24 protein-coding genes are annotated in these 23,998 nt (G+C 72.4%); 13 read left to right on the top strand and 11 right to left on the bottom strand.

Annotated elements, in window-relative coordinates:
- Positions 1 to 4 precede the first annotated feature (4 nt).
- From ACLGIH_RS31925 to ACLGIH_RS31915, 3 genes are all read right to left on the bottom strand, one after another.
- Positions 5 to 514 carry a peroxiredoxin gene (locus ACLGIH_RS31925; protein ID WP_416528759.1) on the bottom strand — a complete coding sequence of 170 codons (510 nt, stop codon included), beginning with the start codon at positions 512 to 514 and terminating at the stop codon, positions 5 to 7.
- Entirely contained in the window at positions 511 to 891 is a 381-nt protein-coding gene (locus ACLGIH_RS31920) for a DoxX family protein (protein WP_416528758.1), read from the bottom strand. The genes ACLGIH_RS31925 and ACLGIH_RS31920 overlap by 4 nt, the downstream gene beginning before the upstream one ends.
- Positions 892 to 1,112: 221 nt before the next feature.
- Positions 1,113 to 1,625, bottom strand: a complete 513-nt coding sequence (locus ACLGIH_RS31915) for a MarR family winged helix-turn-helix transcriptional regulator (protein WP_416528757.1) — start codon at positions 1,623 to 1,625, stop codon at positions 1,113 to 1,115.
- A gap of 108 nt (positions 1,626 to 1,733) precedes the next feature.
- Here ACLGIH_RS31915 and ACLGIH_RS31910 point away from each other — a divergent pair, with 108 nt between their 5' ends.
- The 3 genes from ACLGIH_RS31910 (at position 1,734) to hemC (ending at position 4,636) form a co-directional block, all read left to right on the top strand.
- On the top strand, positions 1,734 to 2,714 hold the full coding sequence (locus ACLGIH_RS31910) for an ATP-dependent DNA ligase (protein WP_416529534.1): 981 nt from the start codon (positions 1,734 to 1,736) through the stop codon (positions 2,712 to 2,714).
- A gap of 162 nt (positions 2,715 to 2,876) precedes the next feature.
- Positions 2,877 to 3,653 (top strand): NPP1 family protein, encoded by a 777-nt coding sequence (locus ACLGIH_RS31905; protein WP_416528756.1) that lies wholly within the window; start codon positions 2,877 to 2,879, stop codon positions 3,651 to 3,653.
- A gap of 47 nt (positions 3,654 to 3,700) precedes the next feature.
- Positions 3,701 to 4,636 carry a hydroxymethylbilane synthase gene (hemC, locus tag ACLGIH_RS31900; RefSeq protein WP_416528755.1) on the top strand — a complete coding sequence of 312 codons (936 nt, stop codon included), beginning with the start codon at positions 3,701 to 3,703 and terminating at the stop codon, positions 4,634 to 4,636.
- Positions 4,637 to 4,652: 16 nt separating this feature from the next.
- On the opposite strand, the gene ACLGIH_RS31895 is transcribed toward hemC, so the two are convergent.
- Positions 4,653 to 5,177: a hypothetical protein gene (locus tag ACLGIH_RS31895; protein ID WP_416528754.1), complete on the bottom strand. Its 525-nt coding sequence runs from the start codon at positions 5,175 to 5,177 to the stop codon at positions 4,653 to 4,655.
- Between the two features lie 369 nt (positions 5,178 to 5,546).
- Here ACLGIH_RS31895 and ACLGIH_RS31890 point away from each other — a divergent pair, with 369 nt between their 5' ends.
- Positions 5,547 to 6,341 (top strand): RNA polymerase sigma factor SigF, encoded by a 795-nt coding sequence (locus ACLGIH_RS31890; RefSeq protein WP_416528753.1) that lies wholly within the window; start codon positions 5,547 to 5,549, stop codon positions 6,339 to 6,341.
- 81 nt (positions 6,342 to 6,422) lie between these two features.
- On the opposite strand, the gene ACLGIH_RS31885 is transcribed toward ACLGIH_RS31890, so the two are convergent.
- A complete protein-coding gene (locus tag ACLGIH_RS31885; protein WP_416529533.1) occupies positions 6,423 to 6,752 on the bottom strand; it encodes an ANTAR domain-containing protein in 330 nt (109 codons plus the stop codon).
- 239 nt (positions 6,753 to 6,991) lie between these two features.
- On the opposite strand from ACLGIH_RS31885, the gene ACLGIH_RS31880 reads away from it, so the two are divergent.
- Complete coding sequence (locus ACLGIH_RS31880) at positions 6,992 to 7,801, top strand: VOC family protein (RefSeq protein WP_416528752.1); 810 nt, start codon at positions 6,992 to 6,994, stop codon at positions 7,799 to 7,801.
- 2 nt (positions 7,802 to 7,803) lie between these two features.
- Here ACLGIH_RS31880 and glgX read toward each other — a convergent pair whose 3' ends face one another.
- A complete protein-coding gene (gene glgX, locus ACLGIH_RS31875; RefSeq protein ID WP_416529532.1) occupies positions 7,804 to 9,930 on the bottom strand; it encodes a glycogen debranching protein GlgX in 2,127 nt (708 codons plus the stop codon).
- 26 nt (positions 9,931 to 9,956) lie between these two features.
- Positions 9,957 to 10,472 (bottom strand): pep a2, encoded by a 516-nt coding sequence (locus tag ACLGIH_RS31870; protein ID WP_416528751.1) that lies wholly within the window; start codon positions 10,470 to 10,472, stop codon positions 9,957 to 9,959.
- Positions 10,473 to 10,712: 240 nt separating this feature from the next.
- Between ACLGIH_RS31870 and ACLGIH_RS31865 the strand changes: the two genes are divergently transcribed.
- The 6 genes from ACLGIH_RS31865 (at position 10,713) to ACLGIH_RS31840 (ending at position 19,619) form a co-directional block, all read left to right on the top strand.
- Entirely contained in the window at positions 10,713 to 11,033 is a 321-nt protein-coding gene (locus ACLGIH_RS31865; protein WP_416528750.1) for a DUF5133 domain-containing protein, read from the top strand.
- Between the two features lie 54 nt (positions 11,034 to 11,087).
- Positions 11,088 to 13,085 (top strand): alpha-1,4-glucan--maltose-1-phosphate maltosyltransferase, encoded by a 1,998-nt coding sequence (locus tag ACLGIH_RS31860; protein WP_416528749.1) that lies wholly within the window; start codon positions 11,088 to 11,090, stop codon positions 13,083 to 13,085.
- A complete protein-coding gene (gene treS / locus ACLGIH_RS31855; RefSeq protein ID WP_416528748.1) occupies positions 13,082 to 14,800 on the top strand; it encodes a maltose alpha-D-glucosyltransferase in 1,719 nt (572 codons plus the stop codon). The genes ACLGIH_RS31860 and treS overlap by 4 nt, the downstream gene beginning before the upstream one ends.
- 31 nt (positions 14,801 to 14,831) lie before the next feature.
- Positions 14,832 to 16,196, top strand: coding sequence for a maltokinase N-terminal cap-like domain-containing protein (locus ACLGIH_RS31850; RefSeq protein WP_416528747.1), 1,365 nt, complete (start codon positions 14,832 to 14,834; stop codon positions 16,194 to 16,196).
- 1 nt (position 16,197) lies between these two features.
- A complete protein-coding gene (gene glgB / locus ACLGIH_RS31845) occupies positions 16,198 to 18,420 on the top strand; it encodes a 1,4-alpha-glucan branching enzyme (RefSeq protein WP_416528746.1) in 2,223 nt (740 codons plus the stop codon).
- A gap of 110 nt (positions 18,421 to 18,530) precedes the next feature.
- Complete coding sequence (locus ACLGIH_RS31840) at positions 18,531 to 19,619, top strand: glutamate--cysteine ligase 2 (RefSeq protein WP_416529531.1); 1,089 nt, start codon at positions 18,531 to 18,533, stop codon at positions 19,617 to 19,619.
- 31 nt (positions 19,620 to 19,650) lie between these two features.
- On the opposite strand, the gene ACLGIH_RS31835 is transcribed toward ACLGIH_RS31840, so the two are convergent.
- The gene (locus ACLGIH_RS31835) at positions 19,651 to 19,884 is read right to left on the bottom strand and encodes a DUF6480 family protein (protein WP_416528745.1); all 234 of its coding nucleotides are present in this window, start codon (positions 19,882 to 19,884) and stop codon (positions 19,651 to 19,653) included.
- Between the two features lie 153 nt (positions 19,885 to 20,037).
- Here ACLGIH_RS31835 and ACLGIH_RS31830 point away from each other — a divergent pair, with 153 nt between their 5' ends.
- The gene (locus ACLGIH_RS31830) at positions 20,038 to 21,942 is read left to right on the top strand and encodes an AMP-dependent synthetase/ligase (RefSeq protein ID WP_416528744.1); all 1,905 of its coding nucleotides are present in this window, start codon (positions 20,038 to 20,040) and stop codon (positions 21,940 to 21,942) included.
- An 18-nt stretch (positions 21,943 to 21,960) separates the two neighbouring features.
- On the opposite strand, the gene ACLGIH_RS31825 is transcribed toward ACLGIH_RS31830, so the two are convergent.
- On the bottom strand, positions 21,961 to 22,233 hold the full coding sequence (locus tag ACLGIH_RS31825) for a DUF4190 domain-containing protein (protein ID WP_416528743.1): 273 nt from the start codon (positions 22,231 to 22,233) through the stop codon (positions 21,961 to 21,963).
- Between the two features lie 273 nt (positions 22,234 to 22,506).
- Here ACLGIH_RS31825 and ACLGIH_RS31820 point away from each other — a divergent pair, with 273 nt between their 5' ends.
- The gene (locus ACLGIH_RS31820; RefSeq protein WP_416528742.1) at positions 22,507 to 22,941 is read left to right on the top strand and encodes an ATP-binding protein; all 435 of its coding nucleotides are present in this window, start codon (positions 22,507 to 22,509) and stop codon (positions 22,939 to 22,941) included.
- A gap of 21 nt (positions 22,942 to 22,962) precedes the next feature.
- Here the strand turns inward: ACLGIH_RS31820 and ACLGIH_RS31815 are convergent, their stop codons facing one another.
- Both ACLGIH_RS31815 and ACLGIH_RS31810 read right to left on the bottom strand, forming a co-directional pair.
- Positions 22,963 to 23,409: an ATP-binding protein gene (locus ACLGIH_RS31815; RefSeq protein ID WP_416528741.1), complete on the bottom strand. Its 447-nt coding sequence runs from the start codon at positions 23,407 to 23,409 to the stop codon at positions 22,963 to 22,965.
- A gap of 46 nt (positions 23,410 to 23,455) precedes the next feature.
- On the bottom strand, positions 23,456 to 23,827 hold the full coding sequence (locus ACLGIH_RS31810; protein WP_416528740.1) for a PRC-barrel domain-containing protein: 372 nt from the start codon (positions 23,825 to 23,827) through the stop codon (positions 23,456 to 23,458).
- Positions 23,828 to 23,998: the final 171 nt, after the last annotated feature.

The following is a 23,998-nucleotide window of genomic DNA, read 5'->3' as shown; positions in this document are numbered from 1 at the left end:
CCGTTTACGGCCCGGTATCAACCGCGGCGGTGTCCTGCCCGGCCGCTCCGCCCCGGCGTGCACGCAGGGCGGCGAGGGCGCGGTCGGCGTGGGCGGCCATCCGCAGTTCGCTGCGGACGACCTCCAGGACCGTGCGGTCCTGCCCGACGACGAAGGTGACCCGCTTGGTGGGCGCCAGGGAGAACCCGCGCCGCACGCCGAACCGCTCACGCACGGTGCCGTCCGCGTCGGAGAGCAGCGGCATGCCGAGGCCGTGCCGCCCGGCGAACTCGCTCTGCCGCTCGACGGGGTCGCCGCTGATGCCCACCGGCCGGGCTCCGACGGCGGCGAACTCGGCGGCGAGGTCACGGAAGTGGCAGGCCTGGGCGGTGCAGCCGGGGGTGAGGGCGGCGGGGTAGAAGAACAGCACGACGGGCCCGTCGGCGAGCAGGCCGGACAGCCGGCACACGGTGCCGGTCTCGTCCGGCAGCGCGAAGTCCTCGACCGTGTCGCCCACGGCGGGGCGCCCGCTCACGGCCGGCCCTCGGCGCCCTTGCTCACGCTGCGGGCCCACAGCACGAGCGGCACCTGCAGCGGCAGCCGCCCGTAGGCGGCGGCCCTCAGCGGGGCGGGGCGGTGACGCCAGTCGACGGCCATCCGCACGTTGGCGGGGAACACCGCGGCGAAGAAGGCGGCGGTGCCCAGTGCGGCGGCCTTCCGGGTGCGCGGCAGGGCGATGCCCGCGGCCAGCGCCAGTTCGGCGGCGCCACTGGCGTACGTCCAGGCGCGGGGCGTTCCCGGCAGGCCGCGGGGCACGATCGCGTCGAACGGACGCGGCTGGGCGAAGTGGGCGACGCCGGCGGCGGCCAGCAGACCGGCGAGCAACAGGGGTGAGCGTTCGGAACGGGACATGGTTCCTCCTCCGGGGGGCCTGCCGCGCGATATTACTGGACGGTAAGAAGGGTGGCGGCCGGACCGGCTCCACTCGGCCACGGCGCCGGTCGATGCCGGGCGGGCGGCCGACCACGCGGCGGCGCGCCCGGCAGCGACCCGGCCGGGGGCCGGTTCACCGGCTCCGGTGGCGGCGGCCAGGGTCTTTTGCCCCACCCTCCGGTGTGCGGTGTGCGCGGACGTCAGGCGGGGGCGGCCGGCTGCCGGGCGGTGTCCTCGTCGGCCGCGTGGGCGGAGAAGTCGTCGACCATGCGGTGGAAGAGGGTGGCGAGCTGCCGGAGCTCCTGGGGCGACCAGTCGGCCAGGGCCGCCTGCATGCCGCGGGCGCTCGTGGCCCGTACCCGCTCCACGGCCCGCCAGCCGGCCTCGGTGAGCTCGACGCGCTGGGCGCGACGGTCCTCGGGGTCGGGGACACGGGTGACGTATCCCGACCGCTGGAGCTGCTGCACCGTGCGGGTGACGTGCGAGGCCTCCACCCCCAGCCGCGCGGCCAGCTCACCCGGGCGCACCCCGTCGCAGTCGGCCACCTGACGCAGCAGGACCACGGCGGCCCGGTCCAGCGGCACGCCCGCCAGGGCCATCAGGCGGTCGTGCTGCCGGTGCCGCGTGCTCAGATAGGTGATGCGGGCGAGCGCGCGCTCGATCTCGGTCACCTCGGGGGTCGCGGCGTCCTCGGGCGGCTGTGGCGTGGACATGCGGCCACTTTACTCTCTCTTTGCGTGACTCAAGTAAGCGCCCCGGCGTTCAGGCGAACCTGCCGGGGAACGCGCGTGGCGGGGTACGGACCCGTCGACAACTCCTGCGTGGAGCTGCCGCTGATCCCTCCGATGCTCGCCACGCCCGGCACCCTGCCGCCGGCCGCGCAGGACGCGCGGTGGGCGTACGAGACCAAGCAGGACGGCCAGCGCGTGGTGGTCTACCTGCCCGGCGACGGCAGCGTGCGGCTGCGCGCCCGCTCCGGCCAGGACATCACGGTGGCCTATCCGGAACTGCACCCGCTGGCCACCGCGCTCGGCTCCACCCCGGCCGTCCTGGACGGGGAGATCCTGGCCCTCGACGACGAGGGACGCGCCGACTTCCAGCTGCTGCAGTCCCGGATGGGCCTGGCCCACGACCCCGCCCTGGCCGCGCGCCGGGCCTCGAAGGTCCCCGTCCACCTCGTGCTCTTCGACGCCCTGCACCTGTCCGGCCGCTCCCTGGTGTCCCTCGGCTACACACGCCGGCGCGGACACCTGGAGGATCTCGGCCTCGACGGGCCCTCCTGGTCGACCCCGGCCGCACTGGTCGGCCACGGCGAGCAGGCGCTGCGCGCGACCCGCGAGCACGGCCTGGAGGGCCTGGTCTGCAAGCGGCTGGACTCGGTCTACGAACCGGGGGTGCGGTCGCGCGCCTGGATCAAGATCCGCAACATGCACAGCGAGGACGTCGTCGTGGGCGGCTGGCTGCCCGGCAAGGGGCGGCTGACCGGTCTGCCGGGCGCGGTCCTGGTGGGTCAGCGCGCGGCGGGCCGACTGCGCTACGTCGGCGGTGTGGGCACCGGCTGGAGCGCGGCCGAGCGCACCGAGCTGGCCGCGCTGCTGCGGGCCGCCGCGACCGGCGTGTGCCCCTTCGACCCCGTACCGGCGGTGCCGGGGGCGCGCTGGGTGGTGCCCCGGCTGGTCGGGGAGGTCCGGTTCAGCACCCGCACCCGGGAGGGGATGCTGCGCCAGCCCTCCTGGCTGCGGCTGCGCCCGGACCTGGCGCCCGAGGAGTCGGCCGCCGACATCCCGGACGACCTCGCCTGACGCCACGTCAGGCGCCGGGCACCGGCCCGTCCTCGAGTGTTGAGCCGCCCTTCACCACCGGTGCGCCCACACCCCCTTGGCCCGCCGGGGCACCAGCCGTCAAGCTGAACTCCCTTGCCCCCCACAGCCGTTGGGCTGCGCCCGGACCCCAAGGAGGACGCAGTGACGTCACGTACGTCCCGAAACCGCCGCCGAAGACTGCTCGCCGTGCCGGCCGGTGCCCTCGCTCTCGTCGTCGCCTCGGCCACCACCGCCTTCGCCGCTCCGCCCCCGGCCCTGCCGGGCAACGCCGACGCCCAGGAGCGGGCGTACCAGCCCGCCTTCGACTACGACACCGACGGCTGCTACCCCGCGCCGGCCATCGGCCCCGACGGCACGGTCAACGGCGGCCTGAAACCGACCGGCGCCCTCAACGGCAACTGCCGGGACGCCTTCGACCTGGAAAACACCAACTCCTACTCGCGCGCCAAGTGCGACAACGGCTGGTGCGCGTACCTGTACGGCTTGTACTTCGAGAAGGACCAGGCGCTGCCGGGCAGCAGCCTGGGCGGCCACCGGCACGACTGGGAGCACGTGGTGGTGTGGGTGCGCGACGGCACCGTCGAGTACGTCTCGACCTCCCGGCACGGCTCGTACGCCGTGCACGCGCGCTCGGCGGTCCGCTTCGAGGGCACCCACCCGAAGGTCGTCTACCACAAGGACGGCGTCGGCACCCACTGCTTCCGCCTGGCCGGCGCGAACGACGAACCGCCGGAGAACCACGAGCGCAGCTGGCAGTACCCGGCGCTGGTCGGCTGGAACGGCTACCCGGCCGGGCTGCGGGAGAAGCTGAGCGCCCACGACTTCGGCAGCGCCAACTTCGGCCTCAAGGACGGCAGCTTCGCCTCCCAGCTGGCCTCGGCCAAACCCGCCGGCATCCCGTTCGACCCGTACGCCTGATCCGGAACGGCGCCAATGCGGGCACCCGTCGGCACTAGGGTGTCCGCATGTCCGCCCCGGAACCGGTCCGCATCGTCTCCCGCGACTCCCCCATGGCCCTGGCCCAGGTGGAGCGGGTCCGCGCCGAGTTGTCCGGCCTGCATCCCGGTGTACGCACCGAGGTGGTGCCCGTGAAGACCACGGGCGACAAGTGGCTGGGCGACCTGTCGCAGGTCGAGGGCAAGGGCGCGTTCACCAAGGAGGTGGACGCCGCGCTCCTGGCGGGCGGGGCCGATCTGGCGGTGCACTGCCTCAAGGACGTGCCCGCCGACCGGCCGCTGCCCGCCGGCACGGTGTTCGCGGCGTTCCTGAAGCGGGACGACGTCCGTGACGCCCTGATCGACCCGGCCGGCCGCGCCCTCGACGAACTCCCGCCGGGCACGCGCATCGGCACCTCGTCGGTGCGCCGCGTCGCCCAACTGGCCGCCACCCATCCGCATCTGCAGTGCGTACCGTTCCGCGGCAACGCTAACCGGCGGCTGGCGAAGCTGGCCGCGGGCGAGGCGGACGCGCTGCTGCTCGCGGCCAGCGGCCTGGAGCGCATCGGCCGCACCGACGTGATCAGCGAGATCCTCTCCCCCGAGACGATGATGCCGCCGATCGGGGCGGGCATCCTCGCGTTGCAGTGCCGGGCGGACGACACCCGGCTGATCGACACGGTCAGCGCCCTCGGTCATCCGGACACGCACCGGGAGGCCACCGCGGAGCGCATGTTCCTGCACGTCCTGCAGGGGCATTGCAACAGCCCGATCGCCGGGTACGCGCGCGTGGACCGCGGCGGCGAACTCTCCCTGGGGGGCTGTGTGTTCACCCCGGACGGCAAGACCCGGCTGAACGCCCACGAATGGGCCGGCCGGCTGGACGCGGCCGCCCTCGGCACCTCGGCCGCCGTGGCACTGCTGCGGCAGGGCGCCCGCGAGATCATCGACGCCATCCCGCACTGACGCGGGGCGGCCGGACTCAGGCGGTGCCCTCCCCCGCCTGGTCCCGCAGGAACGCGCTCACCTGGTGCGCGAGGCCCCCGTCCCGCCCGGCGCCCGCGGCGGGCCCGGGGGGCTGGTCGTGCAGACCGATGCCGCCCGTCCACAGCCGCCGGCCGGTCCACTCGTCGTCGACACGCAACTGCACCTGCACGTCCACCTGGCCCAGGTGCGCCTCCGGGCCGGCGGCGTAGAGCACGGCGGTGGCCCGGCGCAGCGGGTAGACGTCGAAGCCCTCGATGAACTGGGAGCTGCGCCAGTCGAGGAAGGCACCCTCCCCGTCGGGCCCGATCCGTACGTCGATCTGGCCGTCCTCCAGGTGCACGCAGGCCTGCCGCTCCCCGCGGTTCTCGACGGTCACCCGGACGCTGAAGTACGTGAGCCCCTCGGCCGCGTCGTCCCGTCCGCGCGGCGGCTCGGCCGGTTCGACACGGTGGACGCGGACCCGCAGACCGGCGTGTTCGTCGTACTCCTGCCAGTCCCCGACCACGTTCGGCTCGTACACACTGCACCTCTCGACCTCTGAGAGCTGCTTCCTATCTGTGTGCTCAGTGCACTGTCAAATGAGCAGAATGCGCTGTGGCCAGGGCCTTCACCCGTTTTGATCGGTGATCAAGCGATGCGCAGCGGGAATCCGCCGGCGCCCCGCCACCGGGCCGCCCCCGGCGTGCCGCACATCACGTTCCGCACGGTGACCGTCCGGTTCCGCACGGCCCTGGCCGCTCTCGCGCACACCTGGCCCCACGGATCCGTTTGGCGTAGTTCAGGGGGTTATATGGGTGATTGTTTGGAAATCGGTGCGGCCGGGAAGGGGCAGGGAAGTGCTTCGGACCGGAAGGCACGCCATCCAGCACCCCTGCTGAGGGAGGTGCGCATGACGCGTATCGCCGGCAGAACCAAGCAGCATCCGCACGACGACGCCCCGGACACGGCCGCGGCCTTCGAGCGGCTCGCGAGGTTGCCGGACGGCCCGGAGCGCAAGGCGCTGCGGGACGAGCTGATCCGGGTCTGGCTGCCCATGGCGGAGCGGATCGCGGTCCGCTTCCGCGGACGCGGCGAGAATCTGGAGGATCTCTACCAGGTGGCGGCCCTGGGCCTGGTCAAGGCCGTCGACCACTACGACCCCGCTCGCGGTCACGCCTTCGAGGCCTATGCCGTACCGACCGTGACCGGTGAGATCAAGCGGCACTTCCGCGACCACATGTGGACCCTGCACGTGCCCCGCCGGATCCAGGACCTGCGCAACCGGGTACGCCGTGCCCTCAAGGAACTGGCGCAGACGACCCCGGGCCGGGCCCCGACGGTGGAGGAGATCGCCGAGCACGCCCATCTGACGGCCGTCGAGGTGCGCACCGGCATGGAGGCGCTGGAGTGCTTCTCCGCCCTCTCCCTGGAGGCCGAGATGCCCGGCACCGACGGCTACGCCCTCGGGGACGCGCTCGGCGGGCCGGACCCCGCCTTCGACACGGTGGTGGACCGGGTGGCCGTACGGCCCTGCCTGGAAGCGCTGCCCGAGCGCGAGCGCACCATTCTCTACCTGCGCTTCTTCCGGGGCATGACACAGAGCCGGATCGCCCAGCAGCTGGGCATCTCCCAGATGCACGTCTCCCGCCTGCTCAGCGGCTGCTTCGCCCAGCTCCGCGAGGAGATCCTCGCGGAGACGAACTGACGACGGCCGCCCACCGGGCCCCCAGAGCCCGCCTCCCCCGGCCCCCGGCCGCCCCTCTGCCTCCGCGGCCGCTCGAGGCGGCTACCTCCGCGGCCGCTCGGGCGGAGCACCGGGGATCTGGGCGGGGCCGTGGCGGTCCAGCGCGTCCTCCAGTTCGGCGCGGATCTCGGCGGGCATCACTCCGGTGCGTCCCCACAGGACGATCAGCTCCGCCACGTTGCGCAGCTTGACGTTGGTGTGCTGGGAGACCTCCTTCAGCACGCTCCATCCCTGGTCCGGGGCGACCCGGCCCAGGGCGACGATCATGCCGATCGCCTGGTCCACGACGGCGTGCGAGACCACCGCCTCCTTCAGCTGCCGGACCTGTTCCTGCAGCTCGAAAATCTCGTTCGAACCCCCGTCACCGGGCATGGTCACCTCCGGGTGCGGTGCGCCGCCACCGCCTGTGCCGCGCGGGTTTCGCCCCGTCGCTTCCATGGTCGTCATCTCCGTCTCCTCCTGCCACCGCTCTGCTCACTGGGCCGTCCGGGCCGTTGTGCCGTCGTTTCACTGGTGCGGTCGGGGTACTCGGCAGGCGCACCCAGCCCTTCCGGCCGGACACTGGTGGGGAACCGGTGGCTGCCGGTGGACGAGACCAGGACGCGACAGTGATGAACCACGACATGACCTCCCCCACCGGTGCGAAGGCGAAGAACGTCCTCTCCACCCACTCGGTGTTCGGGGCCCCCTGCTGGGTGAGTCTGACCAGCCATGATCTGACGGCCACCGAGGACTTCTACTCGGCCGTGCTGGGCTGGCGGTGGCGGCCCGCCCGGCTGGGCGACCGCTTCCGCATCGCCCTGGCGGACGGAGCGCCGGTCGCCGGTATCGCCGCGGTCGCCTCGATGTGGCAGATGGCCGTGGCCTGGACGCCGTACTTCGCGGTGATCAGCGCGGACCAGGCCGCCGCCCGGGTCCAGGAGCGCGGCGGTACGGCGGCGGTCGGACCGATCTCGCTGCCACCGGGGCGCGCGGCGCTGCTGGCCGACCGGGACGGCGCGACCTTCGGGGTCTGGGAGGGGGAGCTGTTCACCGACTGGGAGACCTGGCGGCACGCGCAGCCCGCCTTCATCAGACTCCACACGCGCGACGCCTTCGACGCCGCCATCTTCTACGGCCAGGTCCTCGACTGGGCGTCGGGCCGGCCCGGCTGCTGCGAGGTCGACTACGAGGGGGAGGAGGTCGTCCTGCGCAGCCGGGGCGACGTGGTCGCGCGGATCGAGTCGGGCGCCCTGGAATCGGCCCCCGACCCGACCATCCGCCCGCACTGGCAGGTCCACTTCTACGCCGACGACGTCGAGGCCTGCGCGCGGGCCGCGGAGCTGCACGGCGGCAGCGTGCTGTCCAAGGGCGGCGACGAGGCCGTGCTCCGTGACCGGGACGGCGCGCAGTTCACGGTGACCGCGCGCCGCGAACGCTGACCTCATGGCGTCGGCCGGCCGGTCCGGGAGGGCCGGGACAGCAGCACCAGGCTGCGCGGCTCGACGGTCCGCACCGTGCCGGCCTTGTGCTCCGCCTCGTCCGGGGCGTCCTCGGGGCCGGCGGTGTCGATCAGCGCGGTCCAGCGCTCGCCGTAGGTGACGTCCGGCAGCCGGAAGTCGGCCGGCTCCCAGTGGCTGTTGAGCAGCAGCAGGAAGGAGTCGTCCACCACCGGCCGGCCGCATGGGTCGGGCTCGGCGATGGCGTCGCCGTTGATGAAGACACCGACGGCGTGGGCGTCGGAGCGCTGCCAGTCGTCGTCGGTCATCTCCCGCGCGTCCGGCCGCAGCCACACCAGGTCGGGCAGCGGCTGGTCGGCGTTGGTGACCGTCTCGCCGCGGAAGTAGCGCCTGCGGCGCAGCACGGGGTGGGCGGCGCGCAGCGCGATGAGCTGCCGGGTGAAGTCCAGCAGGGAGCGCTGCTCGCCGGAGAGCCGCCAGTCGATCCAGGAGATCTCGTTGTCCTGGCAGTAGGCGTTGTTGTTGCCGCGCTGGGTGCGGCCCAGTTCGTCGCCGTGGCAGAGCATCGGGATGCCCTGCGACAGCAGGAGGGTGGCCAGGAAGTTGCGGTGCTGGCGGGCGCGCAGCCGCAGGACGGCCCGGTCATCGGTCCGGCCCTCGGCACCGCAGTTCCAGGACCGGTTGTGGCTCTCGCCGTCCCGGTTGCCCTCGCCGTTGGCCTCGTTGTGCTTGTCGTTGTAGGAGACGAGGTCACGCAGGGTGAACCCGTCGTGCGCGGTCACGAAGTTGACGCTGGCGCGCGGGCGGCGCCGGCTGTGCTGGTACAGGTCGGAGGAGCCGGTCAGCCGGGAGGCGAACTCGCCGAGCGTGTGCTCCTCCCCGCGCCAGAAGTCCCGTACGGCGTCCCGGTACTTGCCGTTCCACTCCGACCACAGCGGCGGGAAGTTGCCGACCTGGTAGCCGCCCTCGCCGACGTCCCAGGGCTCGGCGATCAGCTTCACCCGGCTGATCACCGGATCCTGCTGGATCAGGTCGAAGAACGCCGACAGCCGGTCCACCTCGTGGAACTGCCGGGCCAGGGTGGCCGCGAGGTCGAAGCGGAAGCCGTCGACGTGCATCTCGGTCACCCAGTACCGCAGCGAGTCCATGATCAGCTGGAGCACGTACGGGTGCCGCATCAGCAGGCTGTTGCCGGTGCCGGTGGTGTCGTAGTAGTGCTGCCAGTCGCCGTCCACCAGACGGTAGTACGAGGCGTTGTCGATGCCGCGGAAGGAGAGGGTGGGGCCCTTCTCGTTGCCCTCGGCGGTGTGGTTGTAGACGACGTCGAGGATGACCTCCAGGCCGGCCTCGTGCAGCGTCTTGACCATCGACTTGAACTCGGTGACCTGCTGCCCGCGGGTGCCGTGGGCGGCGTAGCCGTTGTGCGGCGCGAAGAAGCCGATGGTGTTGTAGCCCCAGTAGTTGGACAGCCCGCGGGCCTGGAGCACGCCGTCCTGCACGAACTGGTGCACCGGCATCAGCTCCACGGCGGTCACGCCGAGCGAGGTGAGGTGGTCGACGACCGCCGGGTGCGCCAGCCCCGCGTAGGTACCCCGCAGTTCGGCGGGCACCTCGGGGTGGGTCCGGGTCATGCCCCGTACGTGGGCCTCGTAGATGACGGTGTCCGCGTACGGCCGCCGGGGCGGGCGGTCGTCGCCCCAGTCGAAGAACGGGTCGGTGACCACGCCGAGCATGGTGTGCCCGGCGCTGTCGGCCGGGTCGGGCCGGCCCGGGGTCCGTTCGAGCAGCGAGGGGTGGTTGTCCACCTGCCCGTCCACCGCCCTGGCGTACGGGTCGAGCAGCAGCTTCGCCGGGTTGCACCGGTGGCCCACGGCCGGGGCCCAGGGGCCGTGCACCCGGTAGCCGTAGCGCTGCCCCGGGCCCACGCCGGGCAGGTAGCAGTGCCAGACGAAGCCGTCGACCTCGGGCAGCGGGATGCTGCTGTGGGTGCCGTCGTCGTCGACGAGGATCAGCTCGACGCGTTCGGCGACCTCGCTGAACAGGGCGAAGTTGGTGCCCTGTCCGTCGAACGCGGCGCCCAGCGGGTAGGGGTGCCCGCTCCAGACGGGCATCCCCTTCCAGTTAGGCCTGGCGGCGCTCACCGGGCCTCCTCCAGGACACCGTTCGTGGTGCTGCCCGGACCGGCCAGCCGGGCGACCGGCATGACCTCGCGCGGCACCTCCAGGCCCTCCTGGGTGATGGGCTCCGGCGCCGTCGGCACCAGCGGGATGCGCTCGCCGGCGCGGGCGCGCTGCGAGAACCAGATCACCTTGGCCCCGGTATCCGTGGCGCAGCAGCCCCAGCCGTCGCTGGTCGCGGCCAGGTGCTGGAGGCAGCCGCGCAGGTCGTGATGGGGGCGCAGCGCGTGGTCCTTGCCGCCCACGGCGGTGATGAGGTGCTGACCGTTCCACCACATCTCGATGGAGGTGTTCTTGTCGCTCGCGTGCTCGTCGATCGCCCGCAGCAGCATCTCGGCGCCGCCGCACACGGGGTCCACGAGGTTCTCCAGGTCCCAGAACTTCAGGTGAGCGGCCAGGATGCGCCTGACCTGTCCGACCCGTTCCGGGCTGACTTCCACGTCGAGGTGGTAGTAGCAGGGCACTGCGGTCTTCATCGCTGTTGGCTCCTCACCGCGAAGCTCTCGCTCCCCTCGGCCCAGGCGGGCCGGGCCCCGTGAACGGAGCGTGAGCATGTGTCGCTTCTGAGTCACTCCAGAGTGGGAGCAGTAGTCCATTCGTGCAACACGAGAGACACCCGAGGTAGTTGAAGATCCAACAGGACGGTGTGTGTCCGCACGTGCACCATGTGTGAAGAACTCGATCGCCCGCATCGAGTCCCGGAAGGGGACGTCGCCATGCTGCTACCCGCGAAAGCCGAAGTCGCCCGGCAGCTGCGTCATTACCGCTCCTGGGAGCGCCTGATGCTGGCCTCGCCCGCCGACCGGGCGGTGCGGGCCACGTTCGAGGACTCGGGCTACACCCTGTGCGTGCTGATGGGCAAGCGCTGCGCACGGGAGGCCGCGGACGCCGCCGAGCGGTATCTGCGGACGAGCCTGGTCACCTATGCGCGGGAGCAGAACGAACGTCCCCGGGAGGCCCGGGCGGCCAGACGGGGCCCGCCGGTGACGGACCGGCGTTCCCCGGCCGTGCGGAAGAGCCCCTCCGGCGCGGTTTGACCCCTGGACGGGCTGGATGAGGCCCGGCTTCGAGCACGGCGGAGGTGAGAACCGATGAGTACGACCGCGGAGATCGGGCGTATCCCGGTGCGGGACGTCCACCCGGCGGTGGAGTGCGGCCGGCGCCCGGCGAAGGCGGTGGCCGGGGAGACGTTCGAGGTCACCGCCACCGTGTTCCGGGAGGGACATGACGCGGTGGGCGCCAACGTCGTCCTGACCGACCCCGAGGGCCGCCCCGGCCCGTGGACGCCCATGCGGGAGCTGGCCCCGGGCACCGACCGCTGGGGCGCCGAGGTCACGCCGGGCACCCCGGGCCACTGGAGCTACCGCGTGGAGGCGTGGAGCGATCCGATCGCGACCTGGCGGCACCACGCCCGGATCAAGGTCCCGGCGGGGATCGACACCGGTCTGGTCCTGGAGGAGGGCGCCGAGTTGTTCGCGCGCGCCGCCGCCGGGGTCCCCCGCAACGCCGGGCGTGCCGTGGTGATGGCCGCGGCCCGGACGCTGCGCGACGACGCACTGCCGGTGGCCACCCGGCTGGCGGCGGCGCTGACGCCGGAGGTGGACGCGGTGCTGGCCCGGTATCCGCTGCGGGAGCTGGTCACCGCCTCCGACCCGCTGCCGCTGCTGGTGGAACGCGAGCGGGCCCTGTACGGCTCCTGGTACGAGTTCTTCCCCCGCTCCGAGGGCACCCCCGAGCAGCCCCACGGCACCTTCCGCACCGCCGCCCGCCGCCTCCCGGCGATCGCCGCGATGGGCTTCGACGTCGTCTACCTCCCGCCGATCCACCCCATCGGCACCACCTTCCGCAAGGGCCGCAACAACACCCTCACCGCCACCGCCGACGACGTCGGCGTCCCCTGGGCCATCGGCTCCCCCGAGGGCGGCCACGACACCGTCCACCCCGACCTGGGCACCCTGGACGACTTCGACCACTTCGTCGCCCGCGCCACCGGCCTCGGCCTGGAGATCGCCCTCGACTTCGCCCTCCAGTGCTCCCCCGACCACCCCTGGGTCGCCAAACACCCCGACTGGTTCCACCACCGCCCCGACGGCACCATCGCCCACGCCGAGAACCCGCCCAAGAAGTACCAGGACATCTACCCCCTGGCCTTCGACGCCGACATGGACGGCCTGATCGCCGAAACGCTGCGCGTCCTGCGCCACTGGATGGCCCACGGCGTGCGGATCTTCCGCGTCGACAACCCGCACACCAAACCCGTCGTGTTCTGGGAACGCGTCATCGCGGACATCAACCGCACCGACCCCGACGTGATCTTCCTCGCCGAGGCCTTCACCCGCCCGGCGATGATGCACACCCTCGCCCAGATCGGCTTCCAGCAGTCCTACACCTACTTCACCTGGCGCAACACCAAAGAGGAACTCACCGAGTACCTCACCGAGCTGTCCGGCGAGGCGGCCTCCTACATGCGGCCGAACTTCTTCGCCAACACCCCCGACATCCTGCACGCCTACCTCCAGCACGGCGGCCGGCCCGCCTTCGAGGTCCGCGCCGTCCTGGCCGCCACCCTCTCCCCCACCTGGGGCATCTACAGCGGCTACGAACTGTGCGAGAACACCCCGCTGCGCGAGGGCAGCGAGGAATACCTCGACTCCGAGAAGTACCAGCTCAAACCCCGCGACTGGGAAACGGCCGAACGCGAGGGCCGCACCATCACCCCGCTGATCACCAGACTCAACACCATCCGGCGCGCCCACCCGGCCCTGCACCGGCTCAGGAACCTCCGCTTCCACCACACCGACAACGACGCGGTCATCGCCTACAGCAAACGCACCGGGTCCGACGTCGTGCTGGTGGTCGCCAACCTCGACCCGCACCGCACCCAGGAGGCGACGATCTCACTGAACATGCCGGAACTCGGCCTCGACTGGCACGAGTCCACGCCGGTCCACGACGAACTGACGGGTGAGACCTACCGCTGGGGCAGGGCGAACTACGTGCGGCTGGAGCCCGGCCGGGCCCCCGCGCACGTCTTCCACGTCCAGCAGTCGTCCGCCGCGGCGCCGAACGGAGGGTCGTACGTCTCATGACCGTCAACGAGCCCGTACCGGACACCTTCGAGGACACGCCCGCCAAGGACCGGGACCCGGACTGGTTCAAACGCGCCGTCTTCTACGAGGTCCTCGTCCGCTCCTTCCAGGACAGCAACGGCGACGGCATCGGCGACCTCAAGGGCCTGACCGCCAAACTCGACTACCTCCAGTGGCTCGGCGTCGACTGCCTCTGGCTGCCGCCCTTCTTCAAGTCCCCCCTGCGGGACGGCGGCTACGACGTCTCCGACTACACCGCCGTCCTGCCCGACTTCGGCGACCTCGCCGACTTCGTGGAGTTCGTGGACGCGGCCCACCACCGCGGCATGCGGGTGATCATCGACTTCGTCATGAACCACACCAGCGACCAGCACCCGTGGTTCCAGGAGTCCCGCAAGAATCCCGACGGCCCCTACGGCGACTACTACGTCTGGGCGGACGACGACAAGCAGTACGCCGACGCCCGCATCATCTTCGTCGACACCGAGGCGTCGAACTGGACCTTCGACCCGGTGCGGGGCCAGTACTACTGGCACCGGTTCTTCTCCCACCAGCCGGACCTGAACTACGAGAACCCGGCCGTGCAGGAGGAGATGCTGGCGGCGCTGAAGTTCTGGCTGGACCTGGGCGTCGACGGCTTCCGGCTGGACGCCGTGCCCTATCTCTACGCCGAAGAGGGCACCAACTGCGAGAACCTGCCCGCCACGCACGAGTTCCTCAAGCGGGTGCGGCGCGAGGTCGACGCGCTGTATCCGGACACGGTGCTGCTGGCGGAGGCCAACCAGTGGCCGGAGGACGTCGTCGACTACTTCGGCGACTACTCCGCCGGCGGCGACGAGTGCCACATGGCCTTCCACTTCCCGGTCATGCCGCGGATCTTCATGGCCGTGCGCCGCGAGTCCCGCTACCCGGTCTCCGAGATCCTGGCCAAGACCCCGGCGATCCCCTCGGGCTGCCAGTGGGGCATCTTCCTGCGCAACCACGACGAGCTGACCCTGGAGATGGTCACCGACGAGGAGCGCGACTACATGTGGGCCGAGTACGCCAAGGACCCCCGCATGCGCGCCAACATCGGCATCCGGCGCCGGCTCGCCCCGCTGCTGGACAACGACCGTGACCAGATCGAGCTGTTCACCGCCCTGCTGCTGTCGCTGCCGGGCTCGCCGATCCTCTACTACGGCGACGAGATCGGCATGGGCGACAACATCTGGCTCGGCGACCGCGACGCCGTCCGCACCCCGATGCAGTGGACGCCGGACCGCAACGCCGGCTTCTCCACCAGCGATCCGGGCCGGCTCTATCTCCCCACGATCATGGACCCGGTCTACGGCTACCAGGTCACCAACGTCGAGGCGTCGATGGCCTCGCCATCCTCGCTGCTGCACTGGACCCGGCGGATGATCGAGATCCGCAAGCAGAACCCGGCCTTCGGCCTGGGCACCTACACCGAACTGCCCTCCTCCAACCCCGCGGTCCTGGCGTTCCTGCGGGAGTACGAGGACGACCTGGTGCTCTGCGTGAACAACTTCGCCCGGTTCGCCCAGCCCACCGAACTCGACCTGCGGGAGTTCGCCGGGCGCCATCCGGTCGAGCTGTTCGGCGGGGTGCGGTTCCCGGCCATCGGCGAGCTGCCGTATCTGCTGACCCTCGGCGGCCACGGCTTCTACTGGTTCCGGCTCACCCGAGTCGCATCCCGCATCGGCCGCCGAGTGTGAGCGGCACAGGCCGAGGAAAGGACGCGTCACCATGCCGAAGACCGCATCCCTGCGCCCGAGGCCCGCGCAGCAACTCGCCGAGCCCATGGCGTCGCTCGGCGGGCTGCTGCGCGAGTGGCTGCCGCGGCAGCGTTGGTTCGCGGGCAAGGACCGGCCCGTCACCGACCTCGGCCTGCTGTCGATGACGGAGCTGTTCCCGGGCTGTCTGCACCTGCTGGTCCACACCGGGCACGGGTCCGTGCCCGCGCCCGGCGGCACACCCCCGGCCGGCGACTGCTACCAGTTGCTGCTCGGGGTGCGCGAGCGGCCGTCGCCACGGCTGGGCCGCGCGATCATCGGGCGGGTGCAGGAGGGTCCGCTGGCCGGCCTGACGGTCTACGACGCGCTGCACGATCCGCGCACGGCCCAGCTGCTGCTGGAACGGCTGCGGCACCCCGGCACCGCCGGCCCGCTGCGCTTCGAGTGCGACCCGCTGCGGCCGGTGCCCGCCGGGCTGGTGCCCCGGCTGCTGGACGCGGAGCAGTCCAACTCCTCGCTGGTGTACGGGGACGAGTTCATCCTGAAGCTCTTCCGGCGCATCCAGCCCGGCGTCAACCCCGACCTGGAGGTGACGGGCGCGCTGGCCCGGCAGGGGTGCGGCCGGGTGCCCGCGCCGGTGGCCTGGTTCCGGACCACGCACCCGTACGGGGCGACGCTGGGAGTCCTCCAGCCGTTCCTGCCCGGCGCCGCCGACGGCTGGACGCTCGCCCTGGACGCACTGGCCGCCGCGGACGACTTCACCGCGCAGGCCCAGGAGCTGGGCCGGGCCACGGCGGACGTGCACCTGGCCCTGGCGTCGGCCTTCCCGGCCGGGGCGCCCGGGGAGAACGGCCGGACGGCGGCGGCGATGACCGAGCGGCTGACCTCCGCCGCGCACGCGGTGCCGGCGCTGCGGCCCTTCGTGCCCAGGCTGCGGTCCGCCTTCGCCGCGCTGGCCACCTGCGACGCCGGGCCCGCCGCCCAGCGCATCCACGGCGATCTGCACCTGGGCCAGGTGCTGCGGGCCGGCCGCGACTGGTTCGTCATCGACTTCGAGGGCGAGCCGTCCCGGCCGCTCGCCGAGCGCCGCAGCGTCCACTCCCCCGTGCGGGACATCGCCGGCATGCTGCGCTCCTTCGACTACGCCGCCCGGCAGCGCCGCCCGTGGCGCCCGGAGTGGGCGCGCCGCTGCCGCGAGGCCTACTGCGCGGGCTACGCCACCCGGGCCGGCTGGGACCCGCGCAAGAAGCACGGCCTGCTGCGTGCCTACGAAACGGACCGGGCCGTGTACGAGGTGCTGTACGAGGCCCGGCACCGCCCCGACTGGCTTCCCGTACCCATGGCGGCGATCGAACGACTCGCCGTGAGAGGAGACTGACATGGCCCTCCGTGACACCTCGCTCCCCGAGCCGTCCGGTCCCGTCCCGTCCGCCACCGGACCGGTCGGCACCGCGCCGCCGCTGGACCCCGACGACCGGGGCCGCCTGCTGGCGGGCGCCCACCACGACCCGCACGCGCTGCTCGGCGCCCACCCCGTGTCCGGCGGCGTCGCCTTCCGGGCGCTGCGGCCCTTCGCCCGCGCCGTGAGCGTGGTCGTCGACGGCGAGCGGCACCCCCTCGCCTCGGAGGGCGACGGCCTCTTCTCGGGCGTGCTCCCGCTGGACGCCGTCCCCGGCTACACGCTGCTGGTGGCGTACGAGGCCGGCGAGCACGAGGTGCACGACCCGTACCGGTTCCTGCCGGCGCTCGGCGAGCTGGACCTGCACCTGATCGGCGAGGGCCGGCACGAGCAGCTGTGGCGGGCGCTGGGCGCCGAGCCGATGACCCACCAGGGCGTGGCCGGCACCCGCTTCACGGTGTGGGCGCCGAACGCGCGCGGCGTGCGGGTCGCCGCGGACTTCACGTACTGGGACGGCACGGCGTTCCCGATGCGTTCCCTCGGCGCGTCCGGGGTGTGGGAGCTGTTCCTGCCCGGCGTCGGCGAGGGCACCCGGTACAAGTTCGAGATCACCTCCCAGTACGGCCACCGGTTCCTCAAGGCCGACCCGATGGCCCGCCTCGCCGAGGAGCCGCCGAACACGGCGTCCGTGGTGACGGCGTCCCACTACACGTGGGGCGACGAGGAGTGGATGCGGCACCGCGCCGACACGCCCGTGCACGAGGCCCCGTTCTCGGTGTACGAGATCCACCTCCCCTCCTGGCGCCCGGGCCTGACCTACCGGGAGCTGGCCGACGTGCTCCCCGCCTACGTCAAGGACCTCGGCTTCACCCACGTCGAGCTGATGCCGGTCGCCGAGCACCCCTTCGGCCCGTCCTGGGGCTACCAGGTGACGTCGTACTACGCGCCCACCGCGCGGCTCGGCTCGCCCGACGACTTCAAGTTCCTGGTCGACGCCCTGCACCGGGCCGGCATCGGCGTGATCATGGACTGGGTGCCGGCGCACTTCCCGAAGGACGACTGGGCGCTGGCCCGCTTCGACGGCGACCCGCTGTACGAGCCCGGGGACGCGCGCCGGGCGGAGCACCCGGACTGGGGGACGTACACCTTCGACTTCGCCCGGACCGAGGTGCGCAACTTCCTGGTGGCGAACGCCGTGTACTGGTGCGAGGAGTTCCACATCGACGGTCTGCGGGTCGACGCGGTCGCCTCGATGCTCTACCTCGACTACTCGCGCGACTCCGGCCAGTGGGAGCCCAACGCCTACGGCGGCCGGGAGGACCTGGCGGCCATGGCGTTCCTCCAGGAGATGAACGCCACCGTCTACCGGCGGTGCCCGGGCGTGGTGACGATCGCCGAGGAGTCCACCGCGTGGGGCGGGGTGACCCGGCCCACCGACACCGGCGGCCTCGGTTTCGGGCTGAAGTGGAACATGGGCTGGATGCACGACTCGCTGGAGTACATCTCCCACGAGCCGGTCCACCGCAAGTACCACCACCACGAGATGACCTTCTCGATGGTGTACGCCTACAGCGAGAACTACGTCCTGCCGATCTCGCACGACGAGGTCGTGCACGGCAAGCAGGCCCTGGTGTCGAAAATGCCCGGCGACTGGTGGCAGCGGCGCGCCAACGTCCGCGCCTACCTGGGGTTCATGTGGGCCCACCCGGGCAAGCAGCTGCTGTTCATGGGGCAGGAGTTCGCCCAGGGGGCGGAGTGGTCCGAGCAGCAGGGTCCCGAGTGGTGGCTGCTGGACGACGGGTACCACTCGGCGGGCGACCACCGTGGGGTGCGGGACCTGGTGCGCGACCTGAACACCCGCTACCGGGCGACGCCCGCACTGTGGCAGCGGGACACCGATCCCGGCGGTTTCCGGTGGGTGGCCGTGGACGCCGCCGAGGACAACGTCCTCGCGTTCCTGCGGTTCGACACGGCGGGCACCCCGCTGCTGGCGGTGTCGAACTTCTCCCCGGTCGTCCGCCACGACTACCGGCTCGACGTCCCCGAGGACGTGGTCGCCTGGCGGGAGGTCCTCAACACCGACGCCGCCCCCTACGGCGGCAGCGGCGTGATCAACCCCGACCCGGTCAAGCCGGAGGACGGCGGTGTCCGGATCACCCTTCCCCCGCTGGCGACGGTGTGGCTGATGCCGGCCGATCTGTGAGCCCGCGCGGCACGACCAGGTGTTCGACCCGCCGGTAAGGGGCATCCGGGGTCGTACGACCGAGAATCCTGGTCGTCGCTGTGCAGGAATTACAGAAGGGCGGCATCGCGGTGCGCACCGTCGGAGTGGAGGAGGAACTCCTCCTGGTCGATCCCGAGTCCGGCGAGCCGCGGGCGCTGTCCGCGGCGGTGCTCGCCCGGGCCGAGCACGAGGACGCCGGGCAGGACGTCTTCGAGAAGGAACTGCACGACCAGATGGTGGAGTTCGCCACGCATCCGCAGACGGACATGGCGCGCCTCCACGCCGAGATCGTCCGGTGCCGCGGGGAGGCGGCGGAGTACGCCGGGGAGATCGGCTGCGCCGTCGCCGCGCTGGCCACCTCCCCGCTCCCGGTCACCCCCGCGGTCGGCGTGAACCGCCGGTATCAGTGGATGGCCGAGCAGTACGGCGTGGTGGTCCAGGAGCAACTCGTCCTCGGCTGTCATGTGCATGTTTCCGTGGAGTCCGACGAGGAGGGCGTCGCGGTCATCGACCGGGTACGGCCGTGGCTGCCGGTGCTGGCCGCGCTGAGCGCGAACTCGCCGTTCTGGCAGGGCAAGGACTCGGGCTACCAGAGCTACCGCAGCCGGGTGTGGCAGCGCTGGCCGTCGGCCGGTCCGACCGAACTCTTCGGTTCGGCCGAGCGCTACCACCGCCGGGTCGCGGACATGGTCGCGACGGGCACCATCCTCGACACCGCCATGGTCTACTTCGACGTCCGCCTGTCCGAGCGCTACCCGACGGTGGAGTTCCGGGTCGCCGACGTCTGCCTGGACGCCGGGACCGCGGTCCTGGTGGCCGCACTCGCCAGGGCCCTGGTGGAGACCGCCGCGCGGGAGTGGCGGGAGGGCCTGGAGCCGGTCGACCCCAGTGTGAGCCTGCTGCGGCTGGCCGCCTGGCGGGCCGCCCGTTCCGGGCTCGCCGGAGAGCTGCTGCACCCCGCGACCATGCGGCGGATGCCCGCGGAGGCGGTCGTTCGGGCGCTGCTGGAGCACGTCGGGGAGGCGCTGGCCACCGACGGCGACCTCGACCGTGCCCGTTCGGCCTCCGCCGAGCTGCTGCGCAGCGGCAACGGCGCCCAGGTGCAGCGGGACCTGCTTCAGCGCACGGGGAGTCTGCGGGACGTCGTCACCGGGTGCGTGCGCCGCACCCAGGAGTGAGGCGTTCCGTCCGTCGGGCCCGGCGGGCCGGTCACAGGATCAGGACCAGCGCGTAGGCCAGGAGGCCGGCGGCGACCAGCAGCACCACCGCCAGGATCAGCGTCAGCGGTGCCTTGGCCCAGCCCTTGGGCGGGTTGTGGTCCTCCCTCGGGCCCGCCTCGGGCAGGCTGCTCTCCGCGGGCGGTGTCTCGCCGGGTGGCACCCCGCCCCCCGGTTCCAGGCCGGAGGTGCGTTCGGGTTCGGGGTCGGGATTCGTGTAACTCATGCCGTCCGGGTCCCCCCATTCCGCCGAGATCATCAAAGCGGACACACTTCTGCCGTCCCCGCCCCCGCCCGCTGCCGCCTCGGATAGATTCGAGCACCGCCGATGACGGTGCTCGTCGGCTCCGTCACACCCCGTACCTGTCAGGAGCAGCGCATGCGCCACGTCGCCCTCGCTCCCCCGGCCACCCCGCCCCTGACGGGAGGGCTCGCCGACAGTCTCTTCGACACGGCGGCCCGCACCCCCGCCCGGCCGCTGCTCGCCCGCCGCCCCGGCCCGGCCTCGGCCGAGTGGGAGCAGGTGACGGCCGCGGAGGTTCGCGACGAGGTGGCCGGCCTGGCCAAGGGCCTGATCGCGTCCGGGATCGCGCCCGGCCGGCGCGTGGCGATCATGGCACGTACCCGGTACGAGTGGACGGTGCTCAGCTACGCCCTGTGGACGGTGGGCGCCGAGGTCGTCCCCATCTATCCGACCTCCTCGCGGGAGCAGGTCGAGTGGATCCTCCGGGACGCCAGCTGCGTGGCCGTGGTGGTCGAGGACGAGCAGAGCGTGATGACGGTCGGCTCGGTGTGCGCCTCGCTGCCGGGACTGCGCCACGTCTGGCAGCTCGACGCCGGAGCGCTGGAGGAGCTGACCGCCCGAGGGGAGTTCATCCCGCCACCCACCGTGGACTCCATGCGCCGCATCGTGCTGCCGGACTCCACCGCGGTCGTCGCCTACACCTCCGGATCCTCCGGCCGGGCCATGGGCTGCGCGCTGAGCCACCGCGGCCTGGCCGGCGTCTGCGACACGCTGCTCGCCGGCTGGGGGCACACCGTGGCACCGCCGGGAGAACAGGGCGCCGTCCTCGCCTTCCTGCCCTTCTCCCATGTGTACGGGCTGATGATCCAGGGCCTGTGCATCCGCGGCGGGCTGCTGATGGGCCACGAGCCGGAGATGACCGAGGCGGCGCTGACCTCGGCCCTGCTCTCCTTCCGGCCCACCTACCTCTACGCCGTGCCGTCCCTGCTGGAGAAGATCTACAAGAACTTCCTGCGCACGGCGCAGCAGGCGGGCCGCGGAGGGCTGTTCGAGCGGGCCGCGGACACGGCGCGGGATTTCGCCGCGGCCCTGGAGCGGCAGCGGCTGACCGGAGGCGCGGGCCCCGGCTTCGACCTGCGGCTGCAGCACGCGCTGTACGAGCGGACGGTGTACCGCCGGCTGCGCGCCGCGCTCGGCGGCCGGGTACGGCGTGCCACCTGCGGCGGCTCCCCGCTGAGCCGCGAGCTGTCGCTCTTCTACGAGGGCATCGGCATCTACGTGCACGACGGCTACGGGCTGACGGAGACCAGCGGCGGGGTGACGATGCAGCCGCTCGGCCGGGAGAAGTCCGGCACCGTCGGCCGGCCCCTGCCCGGCACCGAGGTCCGGGTGGCCGACGACGGGGAGATCCTGCTGCGCGGCCCGTCGGTGTTCCAGGGCTACATCGGTGACGAGGCCGCCACCCGGGCCGCGCTGCGCGATGGCTGGCTGGCCACCGGGGACCTCGGCCAGCTGGACGACGAGGGCTATCTGACGATCACCGGCCGCAAGAAGGACATCATCATCACCAGCGGCGGCAAGAGTGTGGCCCCGGCCGCCCTGGAGCAGCGGCTGCGGATGCACCCCCTGGTCCACCAGGCGGTCGTGGTGGGCGACAACCGGCCCTGCGTCGGAGCGCTGATCACGCTGGACCCGGAGTTCCTGACGCACTGGCGGGCGGGGCTGGCCCTGCCGGGTGACGCGGCGCTGCGCGAGGCCCGGGAGGAGAACGCGCTGCGCGAGGAGGTCGCCCGTGCCGTGGCCGCCGCCAACAGCGCGGTGTCGCGGTCGGAGTCGATCCGGGTCTTCCGCATCCTGCCGGAGCCGTTCGACGTGGCCAGCGGGCTGCTGACGCCCTCGATGAAGCTGCGCCGCGACGAGATCGTGCGGACCTACGCCGCCGAGATCGACGCGATGTACGAGGCCCGGTCGCGCCGGCCGCGGTCTCTGCCGGACGAGACCGCGGCCTGGGACGACTCGGACAACGTGTTCCTGCGCTGACCCGCGGCGCGGGCCGGGTCAGCCGCCGACGTACCAGCTGAACCCGCCGACGGCGAGCAGGACGGCGTACAGGACCAGGGCGACGACGCCGAGCACCACGCCTGCCTTGGCCAGGCCGGACCCGCCCTTCGCCGGTGCCTGCCGAAGCCCGAGGACGCCCAGCACGATCGCGATCGGCCCGAGGATCACGCTGAACACGAACACGCCGATGACTCCGCAGACGAGGCTCGCGACGGCCAGGCCGTTCGTGCCGGACCTGGAGGCTGCGGAAGAACTGCCGTAACCGGTCATCAGGATCTCCTGGTGGTCGGGAAGTTGGACAACCGAGCGCTCTCCAGCGGAGCGCTTGCGGGGTGTTCCGCAGTCCGTGTGCCCGCCGGACCGGCCGCGCATTCCGGCCCGCGGTCCACCGGCGGACGATGAGCGCTCGGACCGTCACTCCCCGTCACGTGACACGGTCCGGCATACGGGCGCGTAGCCTCGGCCCGCACGGGAACTAACAAACGAAGGGGACGCAAGGGAGAGGACGACAGCCCAGCCGCAGGCCGGGCCAGGGAAGGCGAGATGGCAGCCGAGTCGCGTTGGGACAGGACACTGGCTTCCGAGGAGATCACGAACCGCACCGCCAGCTTCACCGGGGAGCTGCACAATGTGACCGGTGCGCGACTGGTCACGGAGGAATTCCTCTACGACCTCTCGCGCGTGGCGCCGCCGGCGGCCCCCGAGCACTGGGACGACATCCTCCTGGTCGTGACGGAACTGGCGGCCAACGCGGTGCAGTATGCCCCGGGCCCCTTCCAGCTGCGGCTGCGCCGTACCTTCGACGGCGTGCACGTGATCATGCACGACACCAACACCACCCCGCCCGCGCCGCGCCCCTTCCATCCGAGCAACGGCGGGGGCGGCATCGGCTGGCACCTCATCCACACGCTGTGCGACCAGGTCAGCGTCGTCACCGACGAGCGCGGCAAGGACATCCACGTCTTCCTGCCCTGGTGAACCGCCACGCGGCGGTGCGGGTCACAGGCCGCGCGCCTCCCGCACCGGCACCAGCACGCCGATCGTCTTGCCGCCTCCGGGGCGCCGGTCGGCGGTGAGCTCCCGCGCCAGCCGGACGATCAGCGGCCAGCCGTACCCGTTGCCACGGTGCCCGGCGGGGAACGGGGCCGATCCGTACACGGCCTCGGGCACCACGTCACTGTAGTCGTGGACACGGACCCACACGCCCTCGGCGGCGGGGCGGGCCTCGAACCCGGCCAGTCCGCCGCCGTGCCGGATCGCGTTGGTGACCAGTTCCGAGACGACGAGCAGCAGGTCGATGACGTCCTCGTCGCGCGGGCGGCGGCCGTGGGCACTCCACTGTTCGCGCACCACCGCCTCCGCGTACGCCCGTGCCACGGCGGGGCCGGTCACCTCGTCGGGTGAGAGGGCGGTGACCGGCGCGGCGGTCTGCTCGGTCGGCTCCATGTCAGTCGTGTCCCCGCATTCCGCCGGCTGTGTCCGGGCACCGGGCTCAGGTCGCGGAGGTCTCCCTCGGCGGCAGCCGGTCGTAGTAGTCGCCCACGGCCGCCAGGTACTCCCGGTCCATGGTCTGGCTGTCGGTCCGGAACCGGGGTGCCCCCTTGATGTCGGCCCGGGTGCAGGACACGGTGACCCTGCGCGCCCGGGTGTCGATCCCCGTGATCAGCCCGACCGGCACCAGCACGCTGCGCCCGAAGACCCAGACACCGGTGTCGACGACCAGGTGCCGCATGCCGAAATGGTCGGCCTGGCGGTCCACCTGGCCGACGGCCCCGTCCCCGGCGACGACCGTACAGCCGGTCAGGTCCTGCCCCTCGGCATGCCCGCTGTCCGGCGCGTACGACCAGATCCTGTCCCTCGGCACGCTGCTCCTTCCCTACCGGGTCGCTGACGGGTCCGGTCCGGGCGGCCCCGGTGCGCCGTCCCGGCCCCACAGCAGCGGATACCCGCCCTGCGCACCCGCATTCGGTGTGCGCCGCGGCACGTCGGCGCGACCCGCCCGGGCCGGGGTGCGACCCCGGGCGCACGACCGTGC

It is taken from the genome of Streptomyces hamibioticus (assembly GCF_047946815.1).
Lineage (GTDB): Bacteria > Actinomycetota > Actinomycetes > Streptomycetales > Streptomycetaceae > Streptomyces.
The sequence above is the reverse complement of the archived record's forward strand: the minus strand, read 5'-3'. Positions and strand labels throughout refer to the sequence as shown.